Source organism: Ralstonia mojiangensis (genome assembly GCF_023955645.1).
GTDB lineage: Bacteria > Pseudomonadota > Gammaproteobacteria > Burkholderiales > Burkholderiaceae > Ralstonia > Ralstonia mojiangensis.
Genome location: NZ_JAMXHU010000001.1, coordinates 92,206 through 112,077, shown reverse-complemented (window position 1 = coordinate 112,077; position 19,872 = coordinate 92,206). Strand labels below are relative to the sequence as shown.

Here is a 19,872-nt window from a genome sequence, read left to right as displayed (position 1 = left end):
GAAGAATCGCGCCGACCGAAGCCCGGCGCAGGTCACAAGCGCAGGTAGCTGTCCAATAACGATCCGGGCAGCCGGTTTGCAGCTGAAAGCGAAGCGGCTCAATGCGTAAGAGGCCTAGCAGGGAATGACAAGTCGGGCGACTGCCGGAGACTTGGGGAATCCTTCCGCCTGCAAAAACCACTCATTGCGCGCACCGAATAAGGTGAACCAGTCAGACGTATCTACGGAAAACCGCTTTTTTCGACGCCGTCGGCCCGGTTCGGACCTTATGTGCTCAGAAGCACCCCTTTAGCCCGTAAGGGTACGCTCATCGATGACAACAATCAACCGAAGGTAAAAGTCTAAAGGGTTTTTCCATACAGACATTAAGTTTGCACAAATGTAAGCGCACGCAAACTTAGTGGACAAAAAAAGGGAGCGCAGCATCGTGCGCTCCCTTTTTTGGTGCGGTGACGATCAGCGTTGCGCTTGTGCAGCAGCATCCACAACGGTCAACGCCGTCATGTTGAGAATGCGTCGCACCGTAGCCGATGGTGTCAGGATGTGCACCGGCTTCTTTGCGCCCAGCAGGATCGGGCCGATGGCGATGTTGTTGCCGGCAGCCGCTTTCAGGAGGTTGTAAGCGATGTTCGCGGCGTCGATGTTCGGCATTACCAACAGGTTCGCCTCGCCCTTCAGGGTCGAGTCCGGCACCAGCGATGCGCGCAGCTTCTCGTCAAGCGCGGCATCGCCATGCATTTCCCCGTCCACTTCCAGGTTCGGGGCGCGTTCGCGCAAGATTGCCAGCGTTTCGCGCATCTTGACGGCCGAAGGCGCCTCCGACGAGCCGAAGTTCGAATGCGACATCAATGCCACCTTCGGCTTGATGCCGAAGCGGCACAGCTCCTCGGCGGCCATGATGGTGATCTCGGCCAACTGCTCGGCAGTCGGGTCGATGTTGACGTGCGTGTCCGTGAGGAAGACTTGGCGACCCGGCAGAACCAGACCGTTCATGGCCGCGTACACGCAGTTCGTGCCGCCCAGAATCTGGTCGATGTAGCGCAGATGCGCAGCCGTATTGCTGATGGTGCCGCAGATCATGCCGTCCGCTTCGCCCTTGTGGACCATGAGCGCGCCGATCAGCGTATTGCGGCGACGCATCTCCAGCTTGGCGTATTGCGGCGTCACGCCCTTGCGCGCCATCAGCTTGTAGTACGTCTCCCAGTAGTCGCGGAAGCGTTCGTCATGCTCGGGGTTGACCACGGCAAAGTCCACGCCTTCGCGCAGGCGCAGGCCGAAGCGCTCAATGCGGTGGGCGATCACGTTCGGGCGGCCGATCAGGATCGGGCTGGCGAGCTTTTCGTCCACGACGATCTGCACGGCGCGCAGCACGCGCTCTTCTTCGCCCTCGGCAAAGACGATGCGCTTGTTCTCCATTGGCACCTTGCGGGCTGCCGAGAAGATCGGCTTCATCAGGGTGCCGGAGTGGTAGACGAACTGCTGCAGGTGCTGACGGTAGGCGTCCATGTCTTCAATCGGACGCTGCGCCACGCCCGAGAGCATGGCGGCCTGCGCCACGGCCGGCGCGATCTTGACGATCAGGCGCGGGTCGAAGGGCTTCGGGATCAGGTATTCGGGGCCGAACGACAGGTCCTGGATGCCGTAGGCGGAAGCAACGATGTCGCTTTGCTCCTGGCGGGCCAGTTCAGCCACGGCGTGCACGGCGGCAACTTCCATCTCTCGCGTGATGGTGGTCGCGCCCACATCCAGCGCGCCGCGGAAGATGAACGGGAAGCACAAGACGTTGTTGACCTGGTTCGGGTAATCCGTGCGCCCTGTGCCCATGATGACGTCGGGGCGCACCTCCTTGGCCAGCTCTGGCAGGATTTCCGGGTTCGGGTTGGCCAGCGCGAAGATGATCGGCTTATCGGCCATCTTCTTGACCATGTCCTGCTTGAGCACGCCAGCGGCGGACAGGCCCAGGAAAATGTCGGCGCCGTCGATGACTTCAGCCAGCGTGCGCAGGTCGGTCTTCTGTGCGAAGTGCGCCTTGTCCGGGTCCATGAGTTCGGTGCGGCCTTCGTAGACCACGCCGGCCAAGTCCGTCACCCAGATGTTTTCGCGCGGCAGGCCCAGATCGACCAGCAGGTCAAGGCAGGCCAGCGCCGCAGCGCCCGCGCCCGAGGCGACCAGCTTGACCTTCTTGATGTCCTTGCCGACGACCTTGAGGGCGTTGGTGATGCCCGCGCCCACCACGATGGCGGTGCCGTGCTGGTCATCGTGGAAGACGGGGATCTTCATGCGCTTGCGCAATTCGCGCTCGACGAAGAAGCACTCCGGGGCCTTGATGTCTTCCAGGTTGATCCCGCCGAAGGTCGGCTCCAGCGAGGCGATGATATCGACAAGCTTTTGGGGGTCTTTTTCGTTGATCTCGATGTCAAACACATCGATACCGGCGAATTTCTTGAACAGGCCCGCCTTGCCTTCCATGACCGGCTTCGAGGCTTCCGGGCCGATGTCGCCCAGGCCGAGCACGGCCGTGCCGTTGGTCACCACGCCGACGAGGTTGCCGCGGGCGGTGTAGCGGAAAGAATTGGCGACGTCTTCGACGATCTCTTCACAGGCTGCGGCGACACCCGGCGAATACGCCAGGGCGAGGTCGCGCTGGTTCGACAGCGGCTTGGTCGGCGTGACGGAAATCTTGCCCGGAGTCGGAAACTCGTGGTACTCCAGCGCGGCCTTGCGCAAGGCGGCGCGCTGCTGCGCCTTGAGTTCTTCATCCGTGCGGGCGGGCTGCTGAGGCTGGGTATCCACCGTGGTCATGGGTCTCTCGTATCGGGTGGCCAGCGCGCGCGCCGGCCGTCGCATCTAGCGGGCCACCGGGATACCCTCACGAGCGCCACGGGAATACGGTCCGCCTCCTTGGGCCCGTCATTTTATATAGTGAAAAGCGATCTCACAACGGGATTTTGGGTGGGGGTGACATGCGTATTCGCTACAATATTCCACCGTCCTGTCACGGCACCATCGGGCTTGCCCCATATTCTTCCATCGCCGCTGCCGTGTCCAAGCCCGCAAATTCCCGCAACTCCACCGATCCCGCGGCAAATTTATCCGAATTTGAGCTAATCCGGCGCTATTTCACGCGACCAACGCCAAAAGCAACCTTAGGCGTGGGCGACGACTGCGCCTTGCTCACGCCCCGCCCGGGGCACGAACTGGCGATCTCCACCGACATGCTGGTCGCCGGCCGTCACTTTTTTCCACATGCGGAGCCGCGCGCACTTGGGCATAAAGCGCTGGCTGTCAACCTGTCAGATCTGGCTGCCATGGGTGCGCAGCCGCGCGCTTTTACGCTGGCCGTGGCGCTGCCAGAAGCCAACCCGGCTTGGCTCAAACCCTTCTCCGAAGGCCTGCTCGCTCTGGCAGATGCCTTTCACTGTGAACTCATTGGCGGCGACACCACGCGCGGGCCACTTACGCTGAGCCTGACCGTCTTCGGTGATGTCCCCGCTGCTGCGGCGCTGCGCCGCGACGCTGCCCGCCCCGGTGATGACCTTTGGGTCTCGGGCACCGTAGGCGACGCGCGGCTCGCGTTGGGCGCCCTGCGCAACGAATGGGCGCTCACGCCCGATGCCCTCGCACAAGTGCAGCCGCGCATGGACATGCCCACGCCGCGCGTCGCGCTTGGACTGGCATTGCGCGGTATCGCCCGTGCAGCGCTCGACATATCGGACGGCTTGTTGGGCGATCTTGGCCACATCCTCACGCAATCTCGCGTTGGGGCGACGATCACCGTCGACGATGTCCCGCGCTCGGTGACGCTCGCGGCGCAGTCTCCGGCGCTGCAGTTGCAATGCACGCTGGCCGGCGGCGACGACTACGAACTTTGCTTCACCGCCCCTGCCGATGCACGCGACGCCGTGGTCGTTGCGGGCCAGCGTGCGGGCGTGGCCGTCACACGCATCGGCCGCATCGATGCTGAAACGGGCTTGCGGCTCGTCGACGCTCAAGGCGCGCCCGTCCTCTTCATGCACAGCAGTTTCGACCATTTCTCTTCCGCCTCATGATGTCTTCCGCTCCCTTCCCGCCCTCCAATCCGCCGGGCCAGTCTGAAAGCGTCGTCCTCGAGGCAGGCCAGACCGTGCAGGTGCGGCGCCCGACGGCGCGCTTCATGTTCGGACATCCGGCACGCATCCTGGCGCTCGGCTTCGGTTCGGGCCTGTCGCCCATCCTGCCGGGCACGGTCGGTACGCTGTACGCGTGGCTGATCTACGTGGTGTGTGCACGCTGGATTTCGGGGCCGGCTTGGCTGCTGATCGCAGCAGTTGGTTTCGTGATCGGCATCTGGGCATGCGCCCGCACCGCTCGCGATCTGGGTGTGGCCGATCACGGCGCCATGGTCTGGGACGAGATGGTCGCGTTCTGGCTCGTGCTGGCTTTCGTCACGCCAACCACGCTGGGCGGGCAGTTCGCCGCGTTCGTGTGGTTCCGTTTCTTCGACATGGTGAAGCCGGCTCCCATCCGTTATTACGACCGCTCGCTCAAAGGTTTTGGCGTGCGCGGCGGCTATGGCGTGATGGTCGATGACATTCTCGCGGCGTTCTACACGCTGCTCGTGTTTGCGCTGTGGCGCTCGTTTTGACGTCTAGGTATTGCAATGGCTGAATCCCGCGCCCTGGCCCAACTGGCCGAACTGGTGGCTGACACGTTGAACAAGCGCAGCCTGATGATGGCGTCCGCCGAGTCGTGCACAGGCGGGCTGGTGTCTGCCGCCGTCACCGATGTGTCAGGCTCGTCCGCGTGGTTTGAGCGCGGCTTCGTCGTCTATTCCAACGAAGCGAAATCGCAGATGTTGGGCGTTCCGGCGGCGCTGATCCGCGAACATGGCGCCGTGAGCGAGCCGGTGGCGCATGCCATGGCCGAGGGTGCAGTGCTCAACAGCCGCGCGCAGGTGGCCGTCGCGATTACCGGTGTAGCCGGCCCAACCGGCGGCACGCCCGACAAGCCGGTCGGCATGGTGTGCTTCGGCTGGGGCAATCGCCTGCAAACGCGCGTGGAAACGCGCCACTTCAAGGGCGATCGCAAGCAGGTCCGCCTGCAGGCAGCGGAGCATGCGCTGCGCGGCCTGCTCGACTTCCTCGATTCAGCGGAGTCCTGATCTAGATTTCGCTGGGATGATCCGGCCGGCGACGATCTCCGTGATCATGTTCCGGCTGGTGCTCGTGGTCGTGCTCGTGGCGACGGTCGCGATCATGATCGCGACGCGTCGTCTCGTGCTCGTGGGTGTCGTCGCGCTCTTTCTCGAGCTTGCGATCCGGGTCCTTGCCGGTCTCTTCCCGGTGCGTGCCGGCAACGGGGCGGTGCGGATGCGTGGTCATGGCGTCCTCGCTCTCACCGCAACCGGACCGATAAGGCGGATCAGTTGCGGAACTGGTTGATCTGGTCCCGAGTGGCAAGTGCCACGCGGCGCGCCGCGTCAGCGAAATCGCTGTCGGTGCTGGCGTAAAGAATGGCCCGCGACGAGTTGATCATCATGCCGGTGCCGTCGGCTGTGCGGCCTGCGCGCACCGTGGCCTCGATGTCGCCGCCCTGGGCGCCCACACCCGGAATCAGCAGCGGCATGTCGCCGACAATTTCTCGCACCTTGGCAATCTCTTCGGGGAAGGTCGCGCCCACCACCAGGCCCATCTGGCCACTGGTATTCCACACGTCACGCGCGCGTTCTGCCACGACTTGGTAGACGGGGCGGCCATCGGTTTCCAGAAACTGCACATCGCTGCCGCCGGCGTTGGACGTGCGGCACAGCACGATCACGCCCTTGTCGGCATGCGCGAGATACGGCTGCATCGAGTCAAAACCCATGTACGGGCTGACGGTGATGGCGTCGGCCTGATAGCGCTCGAAGGCTTCCTTGGCGTAGTGCTCGGCGGTCGAGCCGATATCGCCGCGCTTGGCATCAAGAATGACGGGGATGCCCGGATATGCCTCGTGGATGTAGTTGATGAGCTGCTCGAGCTGGTCTTCTGCGCGCTGCGAGGCGAAGTAGGCGATCTGCGGCTTGAATGCGCAGACCAGATCGGCGGTCGCGTCCACAATGGCGCGGCAGAACGAGAAGATCGCTCCGCCCGTGCCCGTCATCGACGCCGGCAGGCGCGACGGGTCAGGATCGAGCCCGACGCACAGCAGGGAGTTGTTGCGTTGCCAGGCGGCAGCCAGTTGTTCGGTAAATCGCATGGTGTCGGGAATGTGAGAGCGGCCGGCCGGCCGCATGACTTGTCTGCATTTTACCCGTCGGGCGGCCCGGTGGCGGCATCTTCCGGACGTGGCATCAACCCCACGCGTGCGCGCCAAGCCACCGTTTGTGGCTGAACCTGCCGGCTCTTTACGCTACACTCGGCGCGATTTTTCGCCGCCCGTTCAACGCCTGCTTCAAGGAAACGCCCCATGATCAACCTGTTCGTCGTGCAAAAAGGCCGTCTCGCGCAGGAACAGGTCGAAGAACGCAGCGAATTACTGCAGCACAAGCCGATCTGGATCGACGTGATCGACCCCGACGACGAAGAGCTGGCGTGGATCAAGGAAGCCTACGGCGTGGTCCTGCCCGAACTGGAGCAATTGGGGGACCTGGAAGCCTCGGCCCGTTACTTTGAAGGCGAAGACGGCCACATCCACATCCGCACCGATTTCCTGCTCGACGAAGAAACCACCTCGCGCAACGTGCGCGTGGCCTTCGTGCTGACCAAGGATGTGCTCTTCTCCATCCACGACGAGGATTTGCCCGCATTCCGGCTGGTGCGCATGCGTGCGCGGCTTCGCCCGGGCTCGGTGCGCAACGCCAAAGATGTGCTGATGGATCTGTACGCCACCGACGCGGAATATTCGGCTGACTCCATCGAAGAAGTCTACGAACGTCTGGAAGATGCCAGCAAACGCGTGCTGGCCGATGAGGTGACCGACGCTGCCGCTGCCGACGTGCTGGAGATCATCGCCCGCGTGGAAGACTTGAATGGCCGGATCCGCCGCAACGTGATGGATACGCGCCGCGCGGTGTCGTTCCTGCTGCGCAGCCAGTTGCTCTCGGCCGACCAGCAGGACGAAGCGCGCCAGGTGTTGCGTGACATCGATTCCATTGAGAACCACACGGCGTTTCTGTCGGACAAGGTCAACTTCCTGATGGACGCCACGGTCGGCTTCATCAACATCAACCAGAACAAGATCATCAAGCTGTTCTCGGTGGTATCAGTAGCGCTGATGCCGCCCACGCTGATCGCCTCGATCTACGGCATGAACTTCAAGGTGATGCCGGAGCTGGATTGGGCAGAAGGCTACCCGTACGCGATCGTGATGATGGTGGTGTCGGCGGCGATTCCGCTGGTGTACTTCCGCCGCAAGGGCTGGTTGAAGTAGCCCTACGCCAAATCAATCCGGCAGCGTGGCCGAGCCCATGCGGTTGGCGATCACGGTGGCCTTGCGCGTGAAGTTGACGTGCACGTTGGCGCAGTAGCTCTTCTTATCGAAGCACTTCGGCGCGGGCAGCGCCGCAGCCAAGCGCGCCGCCTGACCTACGGTGAGCTGCGAGGCCGGGCGCTTGAAGTAATGCTGCGCTGCCGCTTCCGCGCCGAATACGCCTTCGCCCCATTCCACCGAATTCAGATAAATCTCGAGGATCCGTTCCTTGTCGAGCCAGAACTCAAGCATCCATGTGATGACGAGTTCTTCACCCTTGCGCAGGTAGTGGCGCTCGCCCGAGAGGAACAGATTCTTGGCCAGTTGCTGCGTGATGGTCGAACCGCCCGCGACCACGTGGCCGCGTCGCTTGTTTTTCTCCCACGCGTCGAGCATGGCGTCGACTTCCCAGCCGCTGTGCGAGACAAAATCTGCGTCTTCACTGGCGATGACCGCGCGCTTGAGGTTGCGTGATATCTGGTCGTAATTGACCCAGCGGTGGTCGACCTTGCAGGTAAAGACGTTGGCGCCGCACAGGCGCATGCGCTCGGCGCGCATGAAACAGGTAGACGACGGATCGAACACCTGCCAACTCGCGATGGCGGCAAAGAAGTACAGATTGAGCGCGACCACGCCCGCAACGAAGCAGCCGGTCACGTAGCCGAACCAACGCATCATCGCGGGGCTTCGCTCCAGGTTCAGCGAGGCGCGCGCGCCGCGACGGCGGCTTCGCCCTGCAGCCCCTCGCGCATGGCGAGCAGCACTGGAGCGGTGTCCGGACGCACGTTGCGCCAGACGAAGAACGATTCCGCCGCCTGCTCCACCAGCATGCCCAAGCCGTCCCATGCGCGGGCGCCGTTGCGCCGGGCAAACTCCATGAACACCGTCGGCCGCGGTCCGTACATCATGTCGTAGGCCAGTGCGTTGGGGCCAAACACCGTGGTCGGAATGGGCGGCACTTCGGCCTGGAGGCTGCTCGCCGTAGCGTTGATGATGACGTCGAAAACGTCGTCCGCAGCAAGTTCGTCATAGCCGCCGCCCACGAGCTCGACCTCGTGCAGCTTGGCCGAAACCTCGAAGCGATCGACCAGCTTGTTGGCGCGATCGGCCGTGCGGTTGGCAATGAACACGCGCGCGGGCTTGTGTTCCAGCAGCGGCAGCAGCACGCCACGCGCCGCACCGCCCGCGCCCAGGAGCAGCACGCGTTCGCCTTCGAACGAGTTGCCGATGTTGTGGGTGATGTCGCGCATCAGCCCGACGCCGTCGGTGTTGTCGCCAAAGATCTCTTCGCCATCGAACTTGAGCGTGTTGACCGCGCCGGCCGATTCCGCCCGCAGCGACAGCGACGTCGACATGGCATACGCATCGAGCTTGAACGGCACCGTGACGTTGAGCCCGCGCCCGCCTTCGCGCACGAAGTTCATCACGGTTTCGTCAAACGCGATCAGTTCGGCGTAGATGCGGTCGTAGCGGATGAGCTGCCCGGTCTGCTGCGCAAACGCAGCGTGGATGGTGGGCGACTTGCTGTGCGAGATCGGGTTGCCGATCACGCCATAACGATCTGTGGGCGGGGCGCTCGCAGCAGCGAGGATGGCCTCTTGAAACGACGACGGCATGGACGACGAAATCAGCGAGTCTGCAGGTGGGTTTCCAGGCCTGCTCGGGTGAACTTGAACGTAGCAACGACATCCTGGATGTCGACGCGCTTGCGCATCTCGGCCGGGAAGCCGCCAAACGGTGAAGACGAACGCACGATAGCGACGGCCTGCCGATCCAGCGCGGGGTTGCCCGAGCTTTTGGCGATCTCGATGCCCTCGATCTTGTAGCCGTCCTGGTTGTAGCCGAGCTGCCCTTCGCGGTTGATGCTGATCACGACGATCAGCTCGCCGTACAGCGGGCGGCCGTTCTGGCTGGGAAAATTGGCGGTGCCGCGCGCTTCGATCTTGCGGCGCACAGCATCGTAGTAGCGGGCGTAATCCACTTGGCGCGCACTGGCGGCTGTCAGCACATTGCGGCGCGGGCGCTTGGCGTAGTTCTCGAGATTCCGGTCGATCTCGGCCTGCAGCCGGGCGATTTCGTCTTGCGTGGTGCGATCGTCGGTGCCGTTGGTGGGCGACGGCTGCGGACGCTCGCCAGGCTTGACCTGACGATCGTTGACCAGCGGTGCACGCTCGGTCGATTGCGTGAGCAGGCGGCGCTGCTCTTGCTCAAGATATTCAACGCGGCGCTGCGTGAGCTTGATGGCGTCGCCGGTCTGCTCGTTGGTGTCCGCGGGCAGCGGCGTGGTGGCGCGTTGTTGATCGTATTCGCCACCGCCGTTCAGGTTGACCTGGGCCACGGCCGTCGCCTTGGACGGTGCCGTCGACGATTTGGCGTTCACCAGCACCACATCCAGGCCCGGATCTTCGCGCTTGATGTCGAACGCCTCGGGGGCCACCACACGCACGAACAGCAGCAGAACATGCACGGCCAGCGACACCACCAGTGCCTTGGTGAGCGTGCTGCTGCCGGACCAGTCCGGACGGTTTGCAAGGGCGGCCATGGGGCGATTCCTGGTCGATGCGCGAAGAATGAAGGTCAGACAGCGATTGTAGTTAGGCAGCGCCAGGCGTTCCACCGCTCTCGCCGTCGTGCGGCGGCGGCGCCACAGCTGCCTCGGCTTCCGCACGTGCCTCTTCCCCATCAGCGGCCGGTTGTGGTTCAGCCGGCACATCGGCTTCAGTCTCTGCCTCGGCCAGTTCTTCTTCGATGGCTTCGGCTTCAGCTTGTGCGTCGGCTGCGGGTGTGAGGATTTCGACCACGCGGCACGACACTTCCAAGCTGATCTCGTCGGTGTCCAGAATATCGAGCACGACATGCGTGCCGCGTGGCGTTTGCGCCAGTTCGGGCACCTTCGTCACCAGCGGAATGTCCGCGAAGCGCACGGCGCCTTCCTTGAGCACCACGGCCTGCATGCGCGTGCGGTTTTCCTGCTTGAGCCAGCGCAGGCACCAATAGCGCTCCATGGTCGACTGGTGGTCGGCGTAGGCGGCGTAGGTGGCTTCGAAGTCGGCCACGGCGGCCAGCAGGTCGGCATCTTTGGGCTTGAACGGCGCGATCAGCTTGGCCGTCACGCCGTGCTGCGCCACCGCTGCGATCTGCCATTGGTTGACCAGATCGACGTAGCGGCGCAGCGGCGAGGTGCTCCACGCGTACTGCGCCACGCCCAGACCTTCATGCGGCGCCGGATACGTCTGCATGCGCGTGCGATGCATGCCCCACGCCTTCTGCGTGCGATAGATGCCGGGCACCCCGGCGTCGGCCAGCATGCGGCCCCACGTGCTGTTGGCCAGGATCATCAGCTCGGCAACGATCTTGTCCAGCGGCGAGCCGCGTTTGCGCTGTTCGATCCGCACGCGCTCGCCACCGCCTTCCGCCTCGGGAATCGGATCGATGTAGAACGAGTAATCGCCCTTCTGCGCGCCCTCCGGCTTCAGACCGCTGGCGATGCGGGCCTGCTGGCGGCCGTCATACAACGCGCACACAAACGGCCACAGCACAGCCAGTTCGGCCTTGAACGGGTAGTCGCCCGAGCCATCGGCCAGCGCGTCGGCGGTAATCACGTCGTCGAGCAGGTTGTGACGCAGGTTGGCAGCCACGGTCACGGATTCACAGCGCGTTTCGCTGGCGGTGACCGTCCACGTGGCGCGGTCGACCGTCGCATACAGCGACAGCGCCGGGCACGCGCGCCCTTCCTGCAGCGTGTAACGATCCACCACCGACTCCGGCAGCATCGTGATCTTGTCGCCGGGGAAATACACGGTCGACAAACGCTGGCGCGCAATTACGTCCAGCGGTTCGCCGCGCTGGATGCCAAAGCCCGGCGCGGCAATATGGATGCCGATGCGCACGGTGGCGTCGTCAATCGGGGTCACGGAGATGGCATCGTCGATTTCCGTGGTGGTCACGTCGTCGATCGAGAATGCGCGCACGTCGGCGGCCGGCAGTTCCATCGCCGGTTCCGGCACGGTCACATCGGGGAAGCCTGTGCCCTTCGGGAAACACTCCGACAGAAAGCGCGCCTCGTGCAGCGCGCGGGCGTTGGCAATGCCGCCCACTGCCACTATCAGGCGCATCGGCGACAGGCCCAGCGCCGTGCACGCCGCGTCGAGCGCCTTGTATTCGAGACTGTTCTTGTCCGGTTTGAACAGCAGTTGCAGTGTCTTGCCGCGGAAGGCCTCGGGCAAGCGCATCGCCTTCAGCTCAGCTTCGTATTCGGCCTGCAGAGCGGCTTGCTGCTTCTTGCGCTCTAGGCCCGCGAGCGCGGCTTTCAGTTGATCTTCTGGTGCGCGCTGATAGCGGCCGCGGCCCTTGCGGCGGAAGTAAATCGGCGAGCCATGCAGCGCGATCGCCAGCGCGGCTTGCTGCGTGGCATTGGCGCCAGCGCCGAAATATTCACCGGCCAGATCGGTAAAGCCGAATTCTTCGGCCGAAGCGCATTCCCAGAGGAAATCCAGGTCGATCTCTGCCGACAGCGCCTGAGCGGCCTGCGACAACTCGCCGGCAGACGGCTGCGCGAATTGCAGCAACACGTCGCGCGACTTGACCTTGGTGCGCTTGGCGCTCGGCAACTCGACCTGATAGGCCTCGCCCTGTTGGGACAAGACGGTGCCCGCGCGGATCTCGCCGCCTTCTTCAAACAGCAACTGCATGGATTTGTATGGATTGCGGCACTCGCACAACCGGGCACCGCTTTGAATGAGGTGGAATGGCCGCGCACCCTGACGTTACAACGTAATACGCGGCGATAAAAAGTTGGGGGCGATGATACCGCACTGGCTGAACGCCCGGCCCCCGAAATACGCCTACCGCGGCGGGTGGAAGTTGGCCAGCGCAGGCAGGAAAACCTCTGTCACCAGCATCGCACTCGCGCCACGCCGGAACACCGATCGGCGGGCCGGCAACCGGGCGGTCCCGGCAACAGGCGCGTCGCCGAGCGCCCCCTGCGCCCGGCACACCAGCGGGTGGCGCGCGTCCAGCAAGGCGAATTCGAAATCCCCGCGCTCGACACGGGGATCAGCAAACAGCGAATGCCCCAGCGGCTGCGTCCCCAGTGCCTTCAGGAACGGCCAGTCAAGCGCCACGCTGCGCGGATGGACGATGGTGTGGGCATAGACTACCGGGATGTCGTCGCAGACGAGCAAAACCTCGCGGACCAACGTGTCGGCAGGACCTGCCATGCCGAGGGAACGCCACTCGTCGCGCAACGGCATCGCACGGCGCTGGCCCAGCAATTGAACGCCGAAGCGCGAGGATGCTGCACGAAGCCGGGCAGTCAGGGAATCGACACCCACGGCCCAGCGCGCCCAATGCCGGTCGTAGACGACAGCCGGAGGCAACGCGCTGCGCCAGAGGCTGCGCGGGTAAGACGGGAAATCGGTCATGCGGCGCTAAACAGATGCGCGGCCAATAGCTCGGCAGGAACGCCACAAAAGACAAGCACTTCGTCCATGTATTGAGCGAAATCGCTGATGCCGTGGTCACTCCCGTCAAGGACGCGCGTGACGGCGCCTGGAAAGTGGTCGAGCATTTCGCGGTAGTCGAGCACCTCGTCGCCGGTGGCTGCGAGCAGGTAGTAGCGCGCGGGTTGCGTGATGGCAGGCACGACGAGCGCGCGCAGCTCATCAAGGTGATACGGCTCGACGCGAATCGTGCCGCCACCATGCCACAAGGGCTGCTCGCCAACGTATTTGGCGAGATCGCGCTCTGGGCGCGTAGCAGGATTGAGCATTGCCGCGCGGAGCCCGTGCCGCTCAGCCAGCCAAGTGGCGTAAAAGCCTCCCAGAGAAGAGCCGATGAGCACAGGTTTGATGCCGTCACGCGTACCCAACTCAGCGATCAGCACCTCTGTTTCGACCATCGCCTCGCGCGGTGACACGGGCAGTGTCGGGCAAACGTATTTGTCTGCCAGCCCCACAGAGGCCATCCGCCGGCCTAGCAACTGCGCTTTGAACGAGCGCGGCGAGGAACGGAATCCGTGCAGATAGACGATGGATGCCGGCATATACAGATCAGTTGGAGGTGCCGACGCGTTCAGCCAAGGCGCTCAGCAGCTTCTGATGGACGCCGCCAAATCCGCCGTTGCTCATCACCAGGACATGGTCCCCCGGGCGAGCGGCAGCCGTGACATCTGCGACCAGGGCGGTCAGATCAGAGAATGCCTTCGCGCGCTCCCCCAGCGGGGCCAGCGCGCCAGCCAGATCCCAGCCGATTGCGTCGCGGCCGTCGGCAGCCCCGTAGGCGAAAACTTGATCCGCTCCGGACAGGCTGTCCGGAAGCGCCTGTTTCATCACACCCAACTTCATGGTGTTTGAACGTGGCTCTAACACCGCAAGGATGCGGCCCTTGCCCACGCGACGACGCAGACCCTCGATCGTCGTACGAATGGCAGTCGGATGATGCGCGAAATCGTCGTAGACGGTTACGCCATTGACCGTGCCGCGGACTTCCATGCGTCGTTTCACATTCTCGAAACGGGCCAGGCTTTCAATGGCTTGAGCTGGCGGCACGCCCACGTGGCGCGCAGCTGCAATGGCCGCCAACGCGTTCATGCGATTGTGGTCGCCCTGAAGGCCCCACCGGACGCGGCCCTGCGATTGGCTGTTGAAAACCACCTCGAAACTGTCGTCCTCACTCAGGTTCGCGATTTCCCAGCCGAGGCCGTCTTCTGCACCGAATTGCTCGACTTCCGACCAGCATCCGCGCTCAAGTACACGCTTCAGGCTATCTTCGCGACTATTGACGAGCAGACGCCCCTGACCGGGCACCGTGCGTACCAAGTGGTGAAACTGGGTTTCGATTGCCGCAAGATCAGGAAAGATGTCGGCGTGATCGAATTCCAGATTATTCAATATGGCCGTACGGGGGCGGTAATGGACGAACTTGCTGCGCTTGTCAAAGAAGGCCGTGTCGTACTCGTCGGCCTCGATCACGAAGAAGTCGGATTCCGTCAGCCGCGCCGACAGCCCAAAGTTGCGCGGCACACCGCCCACCAGGAACCCCGGGTTGTAGCCTGCGTCCTGCAGAATCCACGCAAGCATCGACGTGGTGGTCGTCTTGCCATGCGTGCCTGCCACGGCAAGCACCCATTTCTGACGCAGTACGTTGTCGCCCAGCCATTGCGGGCCAGAAATGTAAGGCAGATTGCGATCCAGGATGGCTTCCATCAGCGGATTGCCGCGGGAGATCACGTTGCCGATCACGTACAGATCGGCGCCGATGGAGAGCTGTTCGGGGTCGAAGCCCTCGATCAGCTCGATACCTTGCGCCTCGAGCTGCGTGCTCATCGGCGGGTAAACGTTGGCGTCGCAGCCGGTGACTCGGTGACCGGCCTGGCGGGCGATCAGGGCAATGCCGCCCATGAAGGTGCCGCAGATTCCAAGGATGTGGATATGCATGGGAGCCATCTCAACTTCGTTGCGCCGCATTGTACCTGCGGCTTCAGACCGGCCCCTGCGCTTCAGTAAAATAGAGCCATGTCTAAACGCCCCACCCTCGACCCCGCCCGCGTGCGGGAAGAAATCGCCGTCACCGCCGCCCGCATGATCGCGGAAGACGGCGCCGACTACGCCACTGCCAAGCGCAAGGCCGCGCGCCAGGTGCTTGGCACGGAATCCCGCGCGCCCGGCGAGTGGCTACCAGACAACGAACAGGTCGAAACGGAAGTCCGCGAATACCAAGCGCTGTTTCAGGCCGAATCCCAGCCGCGCGTGCTGGCGTTGCTGCGTCGCATCGCGCTGCTGCTCATGGAGGGGCTAGCGGTCCATAACCCGTACCTGGCGGGCGCGGTCTTCAACGGCACGGCCAGCGAGCACTCCGACATCCACCTGCAGGTCTTCTGCGACAGCCCAAAGGACGTGGCGATCTTCCTGCTCAACGCCGGCGTGGATTTCGACACAACAGAGAGCGCTCACTTCGCCGGTCGAGATGAAGTGGAAACGCTTAGCTTCCTGTGGCGCGGCCAATGGCCCGCAGGGGCTGAATCCCGTGAGCTTGCGCGCGAGCTACGGGCCGAAACAGGCACACCCGTGGGCGTCCATATCGCCCTATATGACATGAACGATGTGCGCGGTGCGCGGCGCGCAGACGCCACCGGCAAGGCCCAACGCGGCGACGCGGCGGCGGTGCGAGCCCTACTGTCGCAGGGGTAATCAGCCGACAGGAGTACAATCCCGCACGCTCCGCCTCTGTATATATAGAGACCTCCGCAAAACCATGTCCCGCCGTACCCCTCTGATTGCCCTGTTGATCGCCGGTCTGCTTGCCGCGGCGGCGGGCATCTATTTTGGACATCGCGCCACCGAGCCCAAAACGCCGGCTGACAATGCCGTCGCTGCGTTCTACGGCAGCAAGCTCCCAGACGCCAATGGCGCCCCCCTGGATCTGGCAGCTTTTCGTGGCCAGCCGGTGGTGATCAATTTCTGGGCACCGTGGTGCGGTCCTTGCGTGGAAGAAATGCCAGAGCTGTCCGCGCTGGCGCAGGAGCAGAAGGCCAAGGCAAAGTTTGTCGGTATCGGCATTGACTCGGCATCCAATATCCAGACGTTCTTAAGCACGGTACACGTCACATATCCCATCGCGGTGGCTGGCTTTGGTGGGACAGAACTGGGGCGTCAGTTCGGTAACGAAGTCGGCGGCCTTCCGTTTACTGTGATTCTCAATGCACAAGGCGAAATCACGTTCCGAAAGATGGGCCGTGTGCATGCCGACGAACTGCGTGAGGCCCTGCACCGCACGTGAATATGTAAAAACGTCATATGACGTTCATGTGCACGCAACTCCCCTTCTTCTCCGGCAAAAGCGTCGATGGCGCGCCCAAGATCGGTGAAAACACCGATTTGTTGAGAGTTTTTCAGCAAAAACTAGACAAAGCATTCTAAGTTGCTGTAAATTGCGCCCAACTTCGCTCAACCGGTCAAACCGTGGCTGATAAACCTGTCGCCAAAGCGCTTCGCAACGTGCTCGTACTGCACGGCCCGAACCTCAATTTGTTGGGGACGCGCGAGCCTGAAGTCTATGGTGCAACCACCCTGTCCGACATCAATGCCGCCTTGGTCGAACGCGCCACGGCGCGCGGCGTGACGCTGACGCACTTCCAGTCGAACCATGAAGGTGCGCTGGTTGACCGCATCCACGCTGCCAAGAGCGAAGGCGTCGAATTCATCATCATCAATCCGGCGGCCTACACGCACACAAGCGTGGCCCTGCGCGATGCACTGGCCGGCGTGGTGATCCCGTATATCGAAGTGCATCTGTCCAACGTGCATCGTCGCGAGCCCTTCCGCCACCATTCGTATCTGGCAGACCAGGCGGTAGGCGTGATTTGCGGACTTGGCTGGCGCGGCTATCTGGCGGCGCTGGACTTCGCAATAGACCAACACGGCGGCTGATCAGCCGTCTTCTTCCTTTTATTTCAACCACCTAACCAACGCAACGACGCCAGCGCCTGGAGCGCTTTTGACCGATGCGCGGCTGAAGAGCCATTCGCGCGCATCCACTGCCCCAGACCGCCGACGCTGCAGGAGAACGCTCATGGATTTGCGCAAGCTGAAAACGCTGATCGACCTGGTGGCCGAATCGGGCATTTCGGAACTCGAAGTGACCGAAGGCGAAGGCAAGGTCCGCATCGTCAAGTCGGCGCCTCAAGTGGTGGCGCCGATGCAATATGCGCCGATGCCGATGCAAGCCGCACCGGCTATGGGCGCACCTGCCGCAGCGGCTCCGGCCGCCGTTGGCGCTGAGGCTGCCGCCCCGGCCCTGCCGGCTGGCCACATTGTGACGTCGCCGATGGTCGGCACGTTCTACCGCTCGCCGTCGCCGGGCGCGGCCGAGTTCGTCAAGGTGGGCGACACCGTCAAGGAAGGTCAGACGATCTGCATCATCGAAGCGATGAAGCTGCTCAACGAGATCGAAGCGGACAAGGCCGGCGTCATCAAGGAAATCCTGATCGAGAACGGCCAGGCTGTGGAATACGGCCAACCGCTGTTCGTGATCGGCTGATCTTCCGGCATCTGACCCTCATCGTGCGGCGCGCAGCGTGCCGCATCCGAGCGCGAGCCGGCGCACAAGGGCTGCCATTAAGCGCGGCCCAGCCACAGCGCCCTCGCCTCTCCTTTTTGTAGCGAGAACACGATGTTCGACAAGATCCTGATCGCGAATCGCGGCGAGATCGCTCTTCGCATCCAGCGCGCCTGCCGCGAACTCGGCATCAAGACCGTGGTGGTCTATTCCGAGGCGGACAAGGAAGCCAAATACGTCAAGCTGGCCGACGAAGCCGTGTGTATCGGCCCGGCACCGTCGCCGCTGTCGTACCTGAACATGCCGGCCATCATCTCGGCCGCCGAAGTCACCGACGCCCAGGCAATCCACCCGGGCTACGGCTTCCTGTCGGAAAACGCCGACTTTGCCGAGCGTGTGGAGCAGTCTGGCTTCACCTTCATCGGTCCGACGCCCGAGTCGATCCGCCTGATGGGCGACAAGGTTTCGGCCAAGCAGGCGATGATCAAGTCCGGCGTGCCGTGCGTGCCGGGCTCGGAGGGCGCCCTGTCGGAAGATCCGAAGGAAATCCTGGCAACGGCCAAGAAGGTTGGCTATCCGGTGATCATCAAGGCGGCTGGCGGCGGCGGCGGCCGTGGCATGCGCGTGGTCCACACCGAGGCTGCCCTCATCAACGCCGTCAACATGACGCGCGAAGAAGCCGGCCGTGCTTTCGGCAATCCGGAAGTCTATATGGAGAAGTTCCTGGAGCATCCGCGCCACGTGGAAATCCAGATCCTGGCCGACCAGCACCGCAACGCCGTCTGGCTGGGCGAGCGCGATTGCTCCATGCAGCGCCGCCACCAGAAGGTGATCGAGGAAGCGCCGGCGCCGCACATTCCGCGCCGCCTGATCGAGCGCATCGGCGACCGCTGCGCCGAGGCCTGCAAGAAGATCGGCTACCGTGGCGCCGGCACGTTCGAGTTCCTGTACGAAAACGGCGAGTTCTACTTCATCGAAATGAACACGCGCGTGCAGGTTGAACATCCGGTCACGGAAATGATCACGGGCGTCGACATCGTGCAGGAGCAGATTCGCGTGGCAGCCGGCGAAAAGCTGCGCTTCCGCCAGAAGGACATCGTGCTCAAGGGCCACGCCATCGAGTGCCGCATCAACGCGGAAGATCCGTTCAAGTTCACGCCGTCGCCGGGTCGCATCACGTCGTGGCACGTGCCGGGTGGCCCGGGCGTCCGCGTGGACTCGCATGCTTACAACGGCTACTTCGTGCCGCCCAATTACGACTCGATGATCGGCAAGGTCATCACGTACGGCGCAACGCGTGAGCAGGCCATCGCCCGCATGCGTATCGCCCTGTCGGAAATGGTGGTGGAAGGCATCCAGACCAACGTGCCGCTGCACCGCGACCTGATGCTCGACGCCAATTTCGTGGAAGGCGGCACCGACATTCACTACCTGGAGCACCGTCTGGCGCAACAGGAAGTGGCCAAGGGTGGCGGCAAGTGACGTACCGCGAATGCGTGCTCGAAGTGGCGCGTGACGACGCCGAAGCGTTGTCCGAAGCCCTGTTTGATCTCGGCGCGCTGTCGGTCTCGGTGGAAGACGCCGATGCCGACACGCCCGAAGAGCAACCGCTCTTTGGCGAGCCCGGCCATGAGCCGACACGCCTGGCGTGGAACCGCTCGCGCGTGGTTGCGCTGCTCGCTGACGATGCCGACCCGGCACTGCTGGTGGCAGCCGCGGCCAACGAGATCAAGCTGACGCCGCTGCCTGCGTACACCGTGCGCGAAGTCGAAGAACAGGACTGGGTTCGCGTCACGCAGTCGCAGTTCGAGCCCATTCATATTGGTGAGCACATCTGGGTCGTGCCGTCCTGGCACGACGCGCCGGAGCCCGACGCCGTGGTGCTGGAACTGGACCCCGGCCTCGCGTTCGGCACCGGCAGCCACCCGACCACGCGCCTGTGCATGGAATGGCTGGAGCAGCACGTGCAACCCGGCGAACGCACGCTGGACTACGGCTGCGGCTCGGGCATCCTGGCCATCGTCGCCAAGAAGCTCGGCGCCGGTGAAACCGTCGGTGTCGACATCGATCCGAACGCGGTGGAAGCCTCGCGCTACAACGCCGAGCGCAACCACGTTGAAGCCACCTTCGCATTGCCCGACGATGCACCGGAAGGCACGTTCGATCTGGTCGTCGCCAACATCCTGTCGAACCCGCTCAAGCTGATGGCAGCCATGTTGTGTGCGCGGGTGCGCCCGGGCGGTCGGCTGATTCTGTCGGGCGTGCTTGAGCGCCAAGCCGAAGAAGTGGCCGCCGCGTATGCCTCGGTCATTCCACTCACCGTGTGGCGTGCACGTGACGGCTGGGTCTGCCTGCACGGTGTGAAGCCCGCGTAATTTCAAGGTATTG

Annotated in this window: 20 protein-coding genes; 10 read left to right on the top strand and 10 right to left on the bottom strand. The window is 63.4% G+C overall.

What is annotated here, in order from left to right; genetic code table 11:
- Positions 1-456: 456 nt before the first annotated feature.
- Positions 457-2,802 carry an NADP-dependent malic enzyme gene (locus tag NG898_RS00500; protein ID WP_252690634.1) on the bottom strand — a complete coding sequence of 782 codons (2,346 nt, stop codon included), beginning with the start codon at positions 2,800-2,802 and terminating at the stop codon, positions 457-459.
- A gap of 161 nt (positions 2,803-2,963) precedes the next feature.
- Between NG898_RS00500 and thiL the strand changes: the two genes are divergently transcribed.
- Genes thiL through NG898_RS00485 form a run of 3 tightly spaced genes read left to right on the top strand, consistent with a single transcriptional unit; the run spans position 2,964 to position 5,140 of the window.
- The gene (gene thiL, locus NG898_RS00495) at positions 2,964-4,049 is read left to right on the top strand and encodes a thiamine-phosphate kinase (protein ID WP_252690632.1); all 1,086 of its coding nucleotides are present in this window, start codon (positions 2,964-2,966) and stop codon (positions 4,047-4,049) included.
- A complete protein-coding gene (locus tag NG898_RS00490) occupies positions 4,046-4,624 on the top strand; it encodes a phosphatidylglycerophosphatase A family protein (RefSeq protein ID WP_252690630.1) in 579 nt (192 codons plus the stop codon). The genes thiL and NG898_RS00490 overlap by 4 nt, the downstream gene beginning before the upstream one ends.
- Positions 4,625-4,639: 15 nt before the next feature.
- Positions 4,640-5,140, top strand: coding sequence for a CinA family protein (locus NG898_RS00485; protein ID WP_252690628.1), 501 nt, complete (start codon positions 4,640-4,642; stop codon positions 5,138-5,140).
- A 1-nt stretch (position 5,141) separates the two neighbouring features.
- On the opposite strand, the gene NG898_RS00480 is transcribed toward NG898_RS00485, so the two are convergent.
- Both NG898_RS00480 and pyrF read right to left on the bottom strand, forming a co-directional pair.
- Positions 5,142-5,360 carry a metal transporter gene (locus NG898_RS00480; RefSeq protein WP_082076083.1) on the bottom strand — a complete coding sequence of 73 codons (219 nt, stop codon included), beginning with the start codon at positions 5,358-5,360 and terminating at the stop codon, positions 5,142-5,144.
- Positions 5,361-5,400: 40 nt separating this feature from the next.
- Positions 5,401-6,216: an orotidine-5'-phosphate decarboxylase gene (gene pyrF, locus NG898_RS00475; protein ID WP_092972990.1), complete on the bottom strand. Its 816-nt coding sequence runs from the start codon at positions 6,214-6,216 to the stop codon at positions 5,401-5,403.
- Between the two features lie 210 nt (positions 6,217-6,426).
- Here pyrF and corA point away from each other — a divergent pair, with 210 nt between their 5' ends.
- Complete coding sequence (gene corA / locus NG898_RS00470) at positions 6,427-7,389, top strand: magnesium/cobalt transporter CorA (RefSeq protein WP_024972131.1); 963 nt, start codon at positions 6,427-6,429, stop codon at positions 7,387-7,389.
- Positions 7,390-7,401: 12 nt separating this feature from the next.
- Here the strand turns inward: corA and mtgA are convergent, their stop codons facing one another.
- The 7 genes from mtgA to mpl form a co-directional block, all read right to left on the bottom strand.
- Positions 7,402-8,106 (bottom strand): monofunctional biosynthetic peptidoglycan transglycosylase, encoded by a 705-nt coding sequence (gene mtgA, locus NG898_RS00465; protein WP_252690626.1) that lies wholly within the window; start codon positions 8,104-8,106, stop codon positions 7,402-7,404.
- A 20-nt stretch (positions 8,107-8,126) separates the two neighbouring features.
- Positions 8,127-9,044 (bottom strand): shikimate dehydrogenase, encoded by a 918-nt coding sequence (gene aroE / locus NG898_RS00460; RefSeq protein WP_092972412.1) that lies wholly within the window; start codon positions 9,042-9,044, stop codon positions 8,127-8,129.
- Positions 9,045-9,055: 11 nt separating this feature from the next.
- The gene (locus NG898_RS00455; RefSeq protein ID WP_092972411.1) at positions 9,056-9,970 is read right to left on the bottom strand and encodes an energy transducer TonB family protein; all 915 of its coding nucleotides are present in this window, start codon (positions 9,968-9,970) and stop codon (positions 9,056-9,058) included.
- 52 nt (positions 9,971-10,022) lie between these two features.
- Entirely contained in the window at positions 10,023-12,119 is a 2,097-nt protein-coding gene (locus NG898_RS00450; protein WP_252690625.1) for a ribonuclease catalytic domain-containing protein, read from the bottom strand.
- Positions 12,120-12,272: 153 nt separating this feature from the next.
- Entirely contained in the window at positions 12,273-12,851 is a 579-nt protein-coding gene (locus NG898_RS00445; RefSeq protein ID WP_252690623.1) for a chorismate--pyruvate lyase family protein, read from the bottom strand.
- Positions 12,848-13,471 (bottom strand): YqiA/YcfP family alpha/beta fold hydrolase, encoded by a 624-nt coding sequence (locus NG898_RS00440; RefSeq protein ID WP_252690621.1) that lies wholly within the window; start codon positions 13,469-13,471, stop codon positions 12,848-12,850. Before NG898_RS00440 ends, NG898_RS00445 begins: the two co-directional genes overlap by 4 nt.
- Positions 13,472-13,478: 7 nt before the next feature.
- Complete coding sequence (gene mpl, locus NG898_RS00435; RefSeq protein WP_252690619.1) at positions 13,479-14,864, bottom strand: UDP-N-acetylmuramate:L-alanyl-gamma-D-glutamyl-meso-diaminopimelate ligase; 1,386 nt, start codon at positions 14,862-14,864, stop codon at positions 13,479-13,481.
- Positions 14,865-14,942: 78 nt separating this feature from the next.
- On the opposite strand from mpl, the gene NG898_RS00430 reads away from it, so the two are divergent.
- The 6 genes from NG898_RS00430 (at position 14,943) to prmA (ending at position 19,859) form a co-directional block, all read left to right on the top strand.
- Positions 14,943-15,617 carry a UDP-N-acetylmuramate--alanine ligase gene (locus NG898_RS00430; RefSeq protein ID WP_252690617.1) on the top strand — a complete coding sequence of 225 codons (675 nt, stop codon included), beginning with the start codon at positions 14,943-14,945 and terminating at the stop codon, positions 15,615-15,617.
- A gap of 64 nt (positions 15,618-15,681) precedes the next feature.
- Positions 15,682-16,206 carry a TlpA family protein disulfide reductase gene (locus tag NG898_RS00425; protein WP_252690615.1) on the top strand — a complete coding sequence of 175 codons (525 nt, stop codon included), beginning with the start codon at positions 15,682-15,684 and terminating at the stop codon, positions 16,204-16,206.
- Positions 16,207-16,388: 182 nt separating this feature from the next.
- Positions 16,389-16,856, top strand: a complete 468-nt coding sequence (gene aroQ / locus NG898_RS00420; protein WP_252690614.1) for a type II 3-dehydroquinate dehydratase — start codon at positions 16,389-16,391, stop codon at positions 16,854-16,856.
- 142 nt (positions 16,857-16,998) lie between these two features.
- Entirely contained in the window at positions 16,999-17,466 is a 468-nt protein-coding gene (gene accB / locus NG898_RS00415) for an acetyl-CoA carboxylase biotin carboxyl carrier protein (protein WP_065859727.1), read from the top strand.
- 132 nt (positions 17,467-17,598) lie between these two features.
- The gene (gene accC / locus NG898_RS00410; RefSeq protein ID WP_045204807.1) at positions 17,599-18,966 is read left to right on the top strand and encodes an acetyl-CoA carboxylase biotin carboxylase subunit; all 1,368 of its coding nucleotides are present in this window, start codon (positions 17,599-17,601) and stop codon (positions 18,964-18,966) included.
- Positions 18,963-19,859, top strand: a complete 897-nt coding sequence (gene prmA, locus NG898_RS00405; protein WP_252690612.1) for a 50S ribosomal protein L11 methyltransferase — start codon at positions 18,963-18,965, stop codon at positions 19,857-19,859. Before accC ends, prmA begins: the two co-directional genes overlap by 4 nt.
- Positions 19,860-19,872: the final 13 nt, after the last annotated feature.

What these genes read in the sequence shown, in the direction of transcription:
- NG898_RS00500 (WP_252690634.1), bottom strand. Translation starts at nt 2,802, where the DNA reads ATGACCACGGTGGATACCCAGCCTCAGCAGCCCGCCCGCACGGATGAA.
- thiL (WP_252690632.1), top strand. Translation starts at nt 2,964, where the DNA reads ATGCGTATTCGCTACAATATTCCACCGTCCTGTCACGGCACCATCGGG.
- NG898_RS00490 (WP_252690630.1), top strand. Translation starts at nt 4,046, where the DNA reads ATGATGTCTTCCGCTCCCTTCCCGCCCTCCAATCCGCCGGGCCAGTCT.
- NG898_RS00485 (WP_252690628.1), top strand. Translation starts at nt 4,640, where the DNA reads ATGGCTGAATCCCGCGCCCTGGCCCAACTGGCCGAACTGGTGGCTGAC.
- NG898_RS00480 (WP_082076083.1), bottom strand. Translation starts at nt 5,360, where the DNA reads ATGACCACGCATCCGCACCGCCCCGTTGCCGGCACGCACCGGGAAGAG.
- pyrF (WP_092972990.1), bottom strand. Translation starts at nt 6,216, where the DNA reads ATGCGATTTACCGAACAACTGGCTGCCGCCTGGCAACGCAACAACTCC.
- corA (WP_024972131.1), top strand. Translation starts at nt 6,427, where the DNA reads ATGATCAACCTGTTCGTCGTGCAAAAAGGCCGTCTCGCGCAGGAACAG.
- mtgA (WP_252690626.1), bottom strand. Translation starts at nt 8,106, where the DNA reads ATGATGCGTTGGTTCGGCTACGTGACCGGCTGCTTCGTTGCGGGCGTG.
- aroE (WP_092972412.1), bottom strand. Translation starts at nt 9,044, where the DNA reads ATGCCGTCGTCGTTTCAAGAGGCCATCCTCGCTGCTGCGAGCGCCCCG.
- NG898_RS00455 (WP_092972411.1), bottom strand. Translation starts at nt 9,970, where the DNA reads ATGGCCGCCCTTGCAAACCGTCCGGACTGGTCCGGCAGCAGCACGCTC.
- NG898_RS00450 (WP_252690625.1), bottom strand. Translation starts at nt 12,119, where the DNA reads ATGCAGTTGCTGTTTGAAGAAGGCGGCGAGATCCGCGCGGGCACCGTC.
- NG898_RS00445 (WP_252690623.1), bottom strand. Translation starts at nt 12,851, where the DNA reads ATGACCGATTTCCCGTCTTACCCGCGCAGCCTCTGGCGCAGCGCGTTG.
- NG898_RS00440 (WP_252690621.1), bottom strand. Translation starts at nt 13,471, where the DNA reads ATGCCGGCATCCATCGTCTATCTGCACGGATTCCGTTCCTCGCCGCGC.
- mpl (WP_252690619.1), bottom strand. Translation starts at nt 14,864, where the DNA reads ATGCATATCCACATCCTTGGAATCTGCGGCACCTTCATGGGCGGCATT.
- NG898_RS00430 (WP_252690617.1), top strand. Translation starts at nt 14,943, where the DNA reads ATGTCTAAACGCCCCACCCTCGACCCCGCCCGCGTGCGGGAAGAAATC.
- NG898_RS00425 (WP_252690615.1), top strand. Translation starts at nt 15,682, where the DNA reads ATGTCCCGCCGTACCCCTCTGATTGCCCTGTTGATCGCCGGTCTGCTT.
- accB (WP_065859727.1), top strand. Translation starts at nt 16,999, where the DNA reads ATGGATTTGCGCAAGCTGAAAACGCTGATCGACCTGGTGGCCGAATCG.
- accC (WP_045204807.1), top strand. Translation starts at nt 17,599, where the DNA reads ATGTTCGACAAGATCCTGATCGCGAATCGCGGCGAGATCGCTCTTCGC.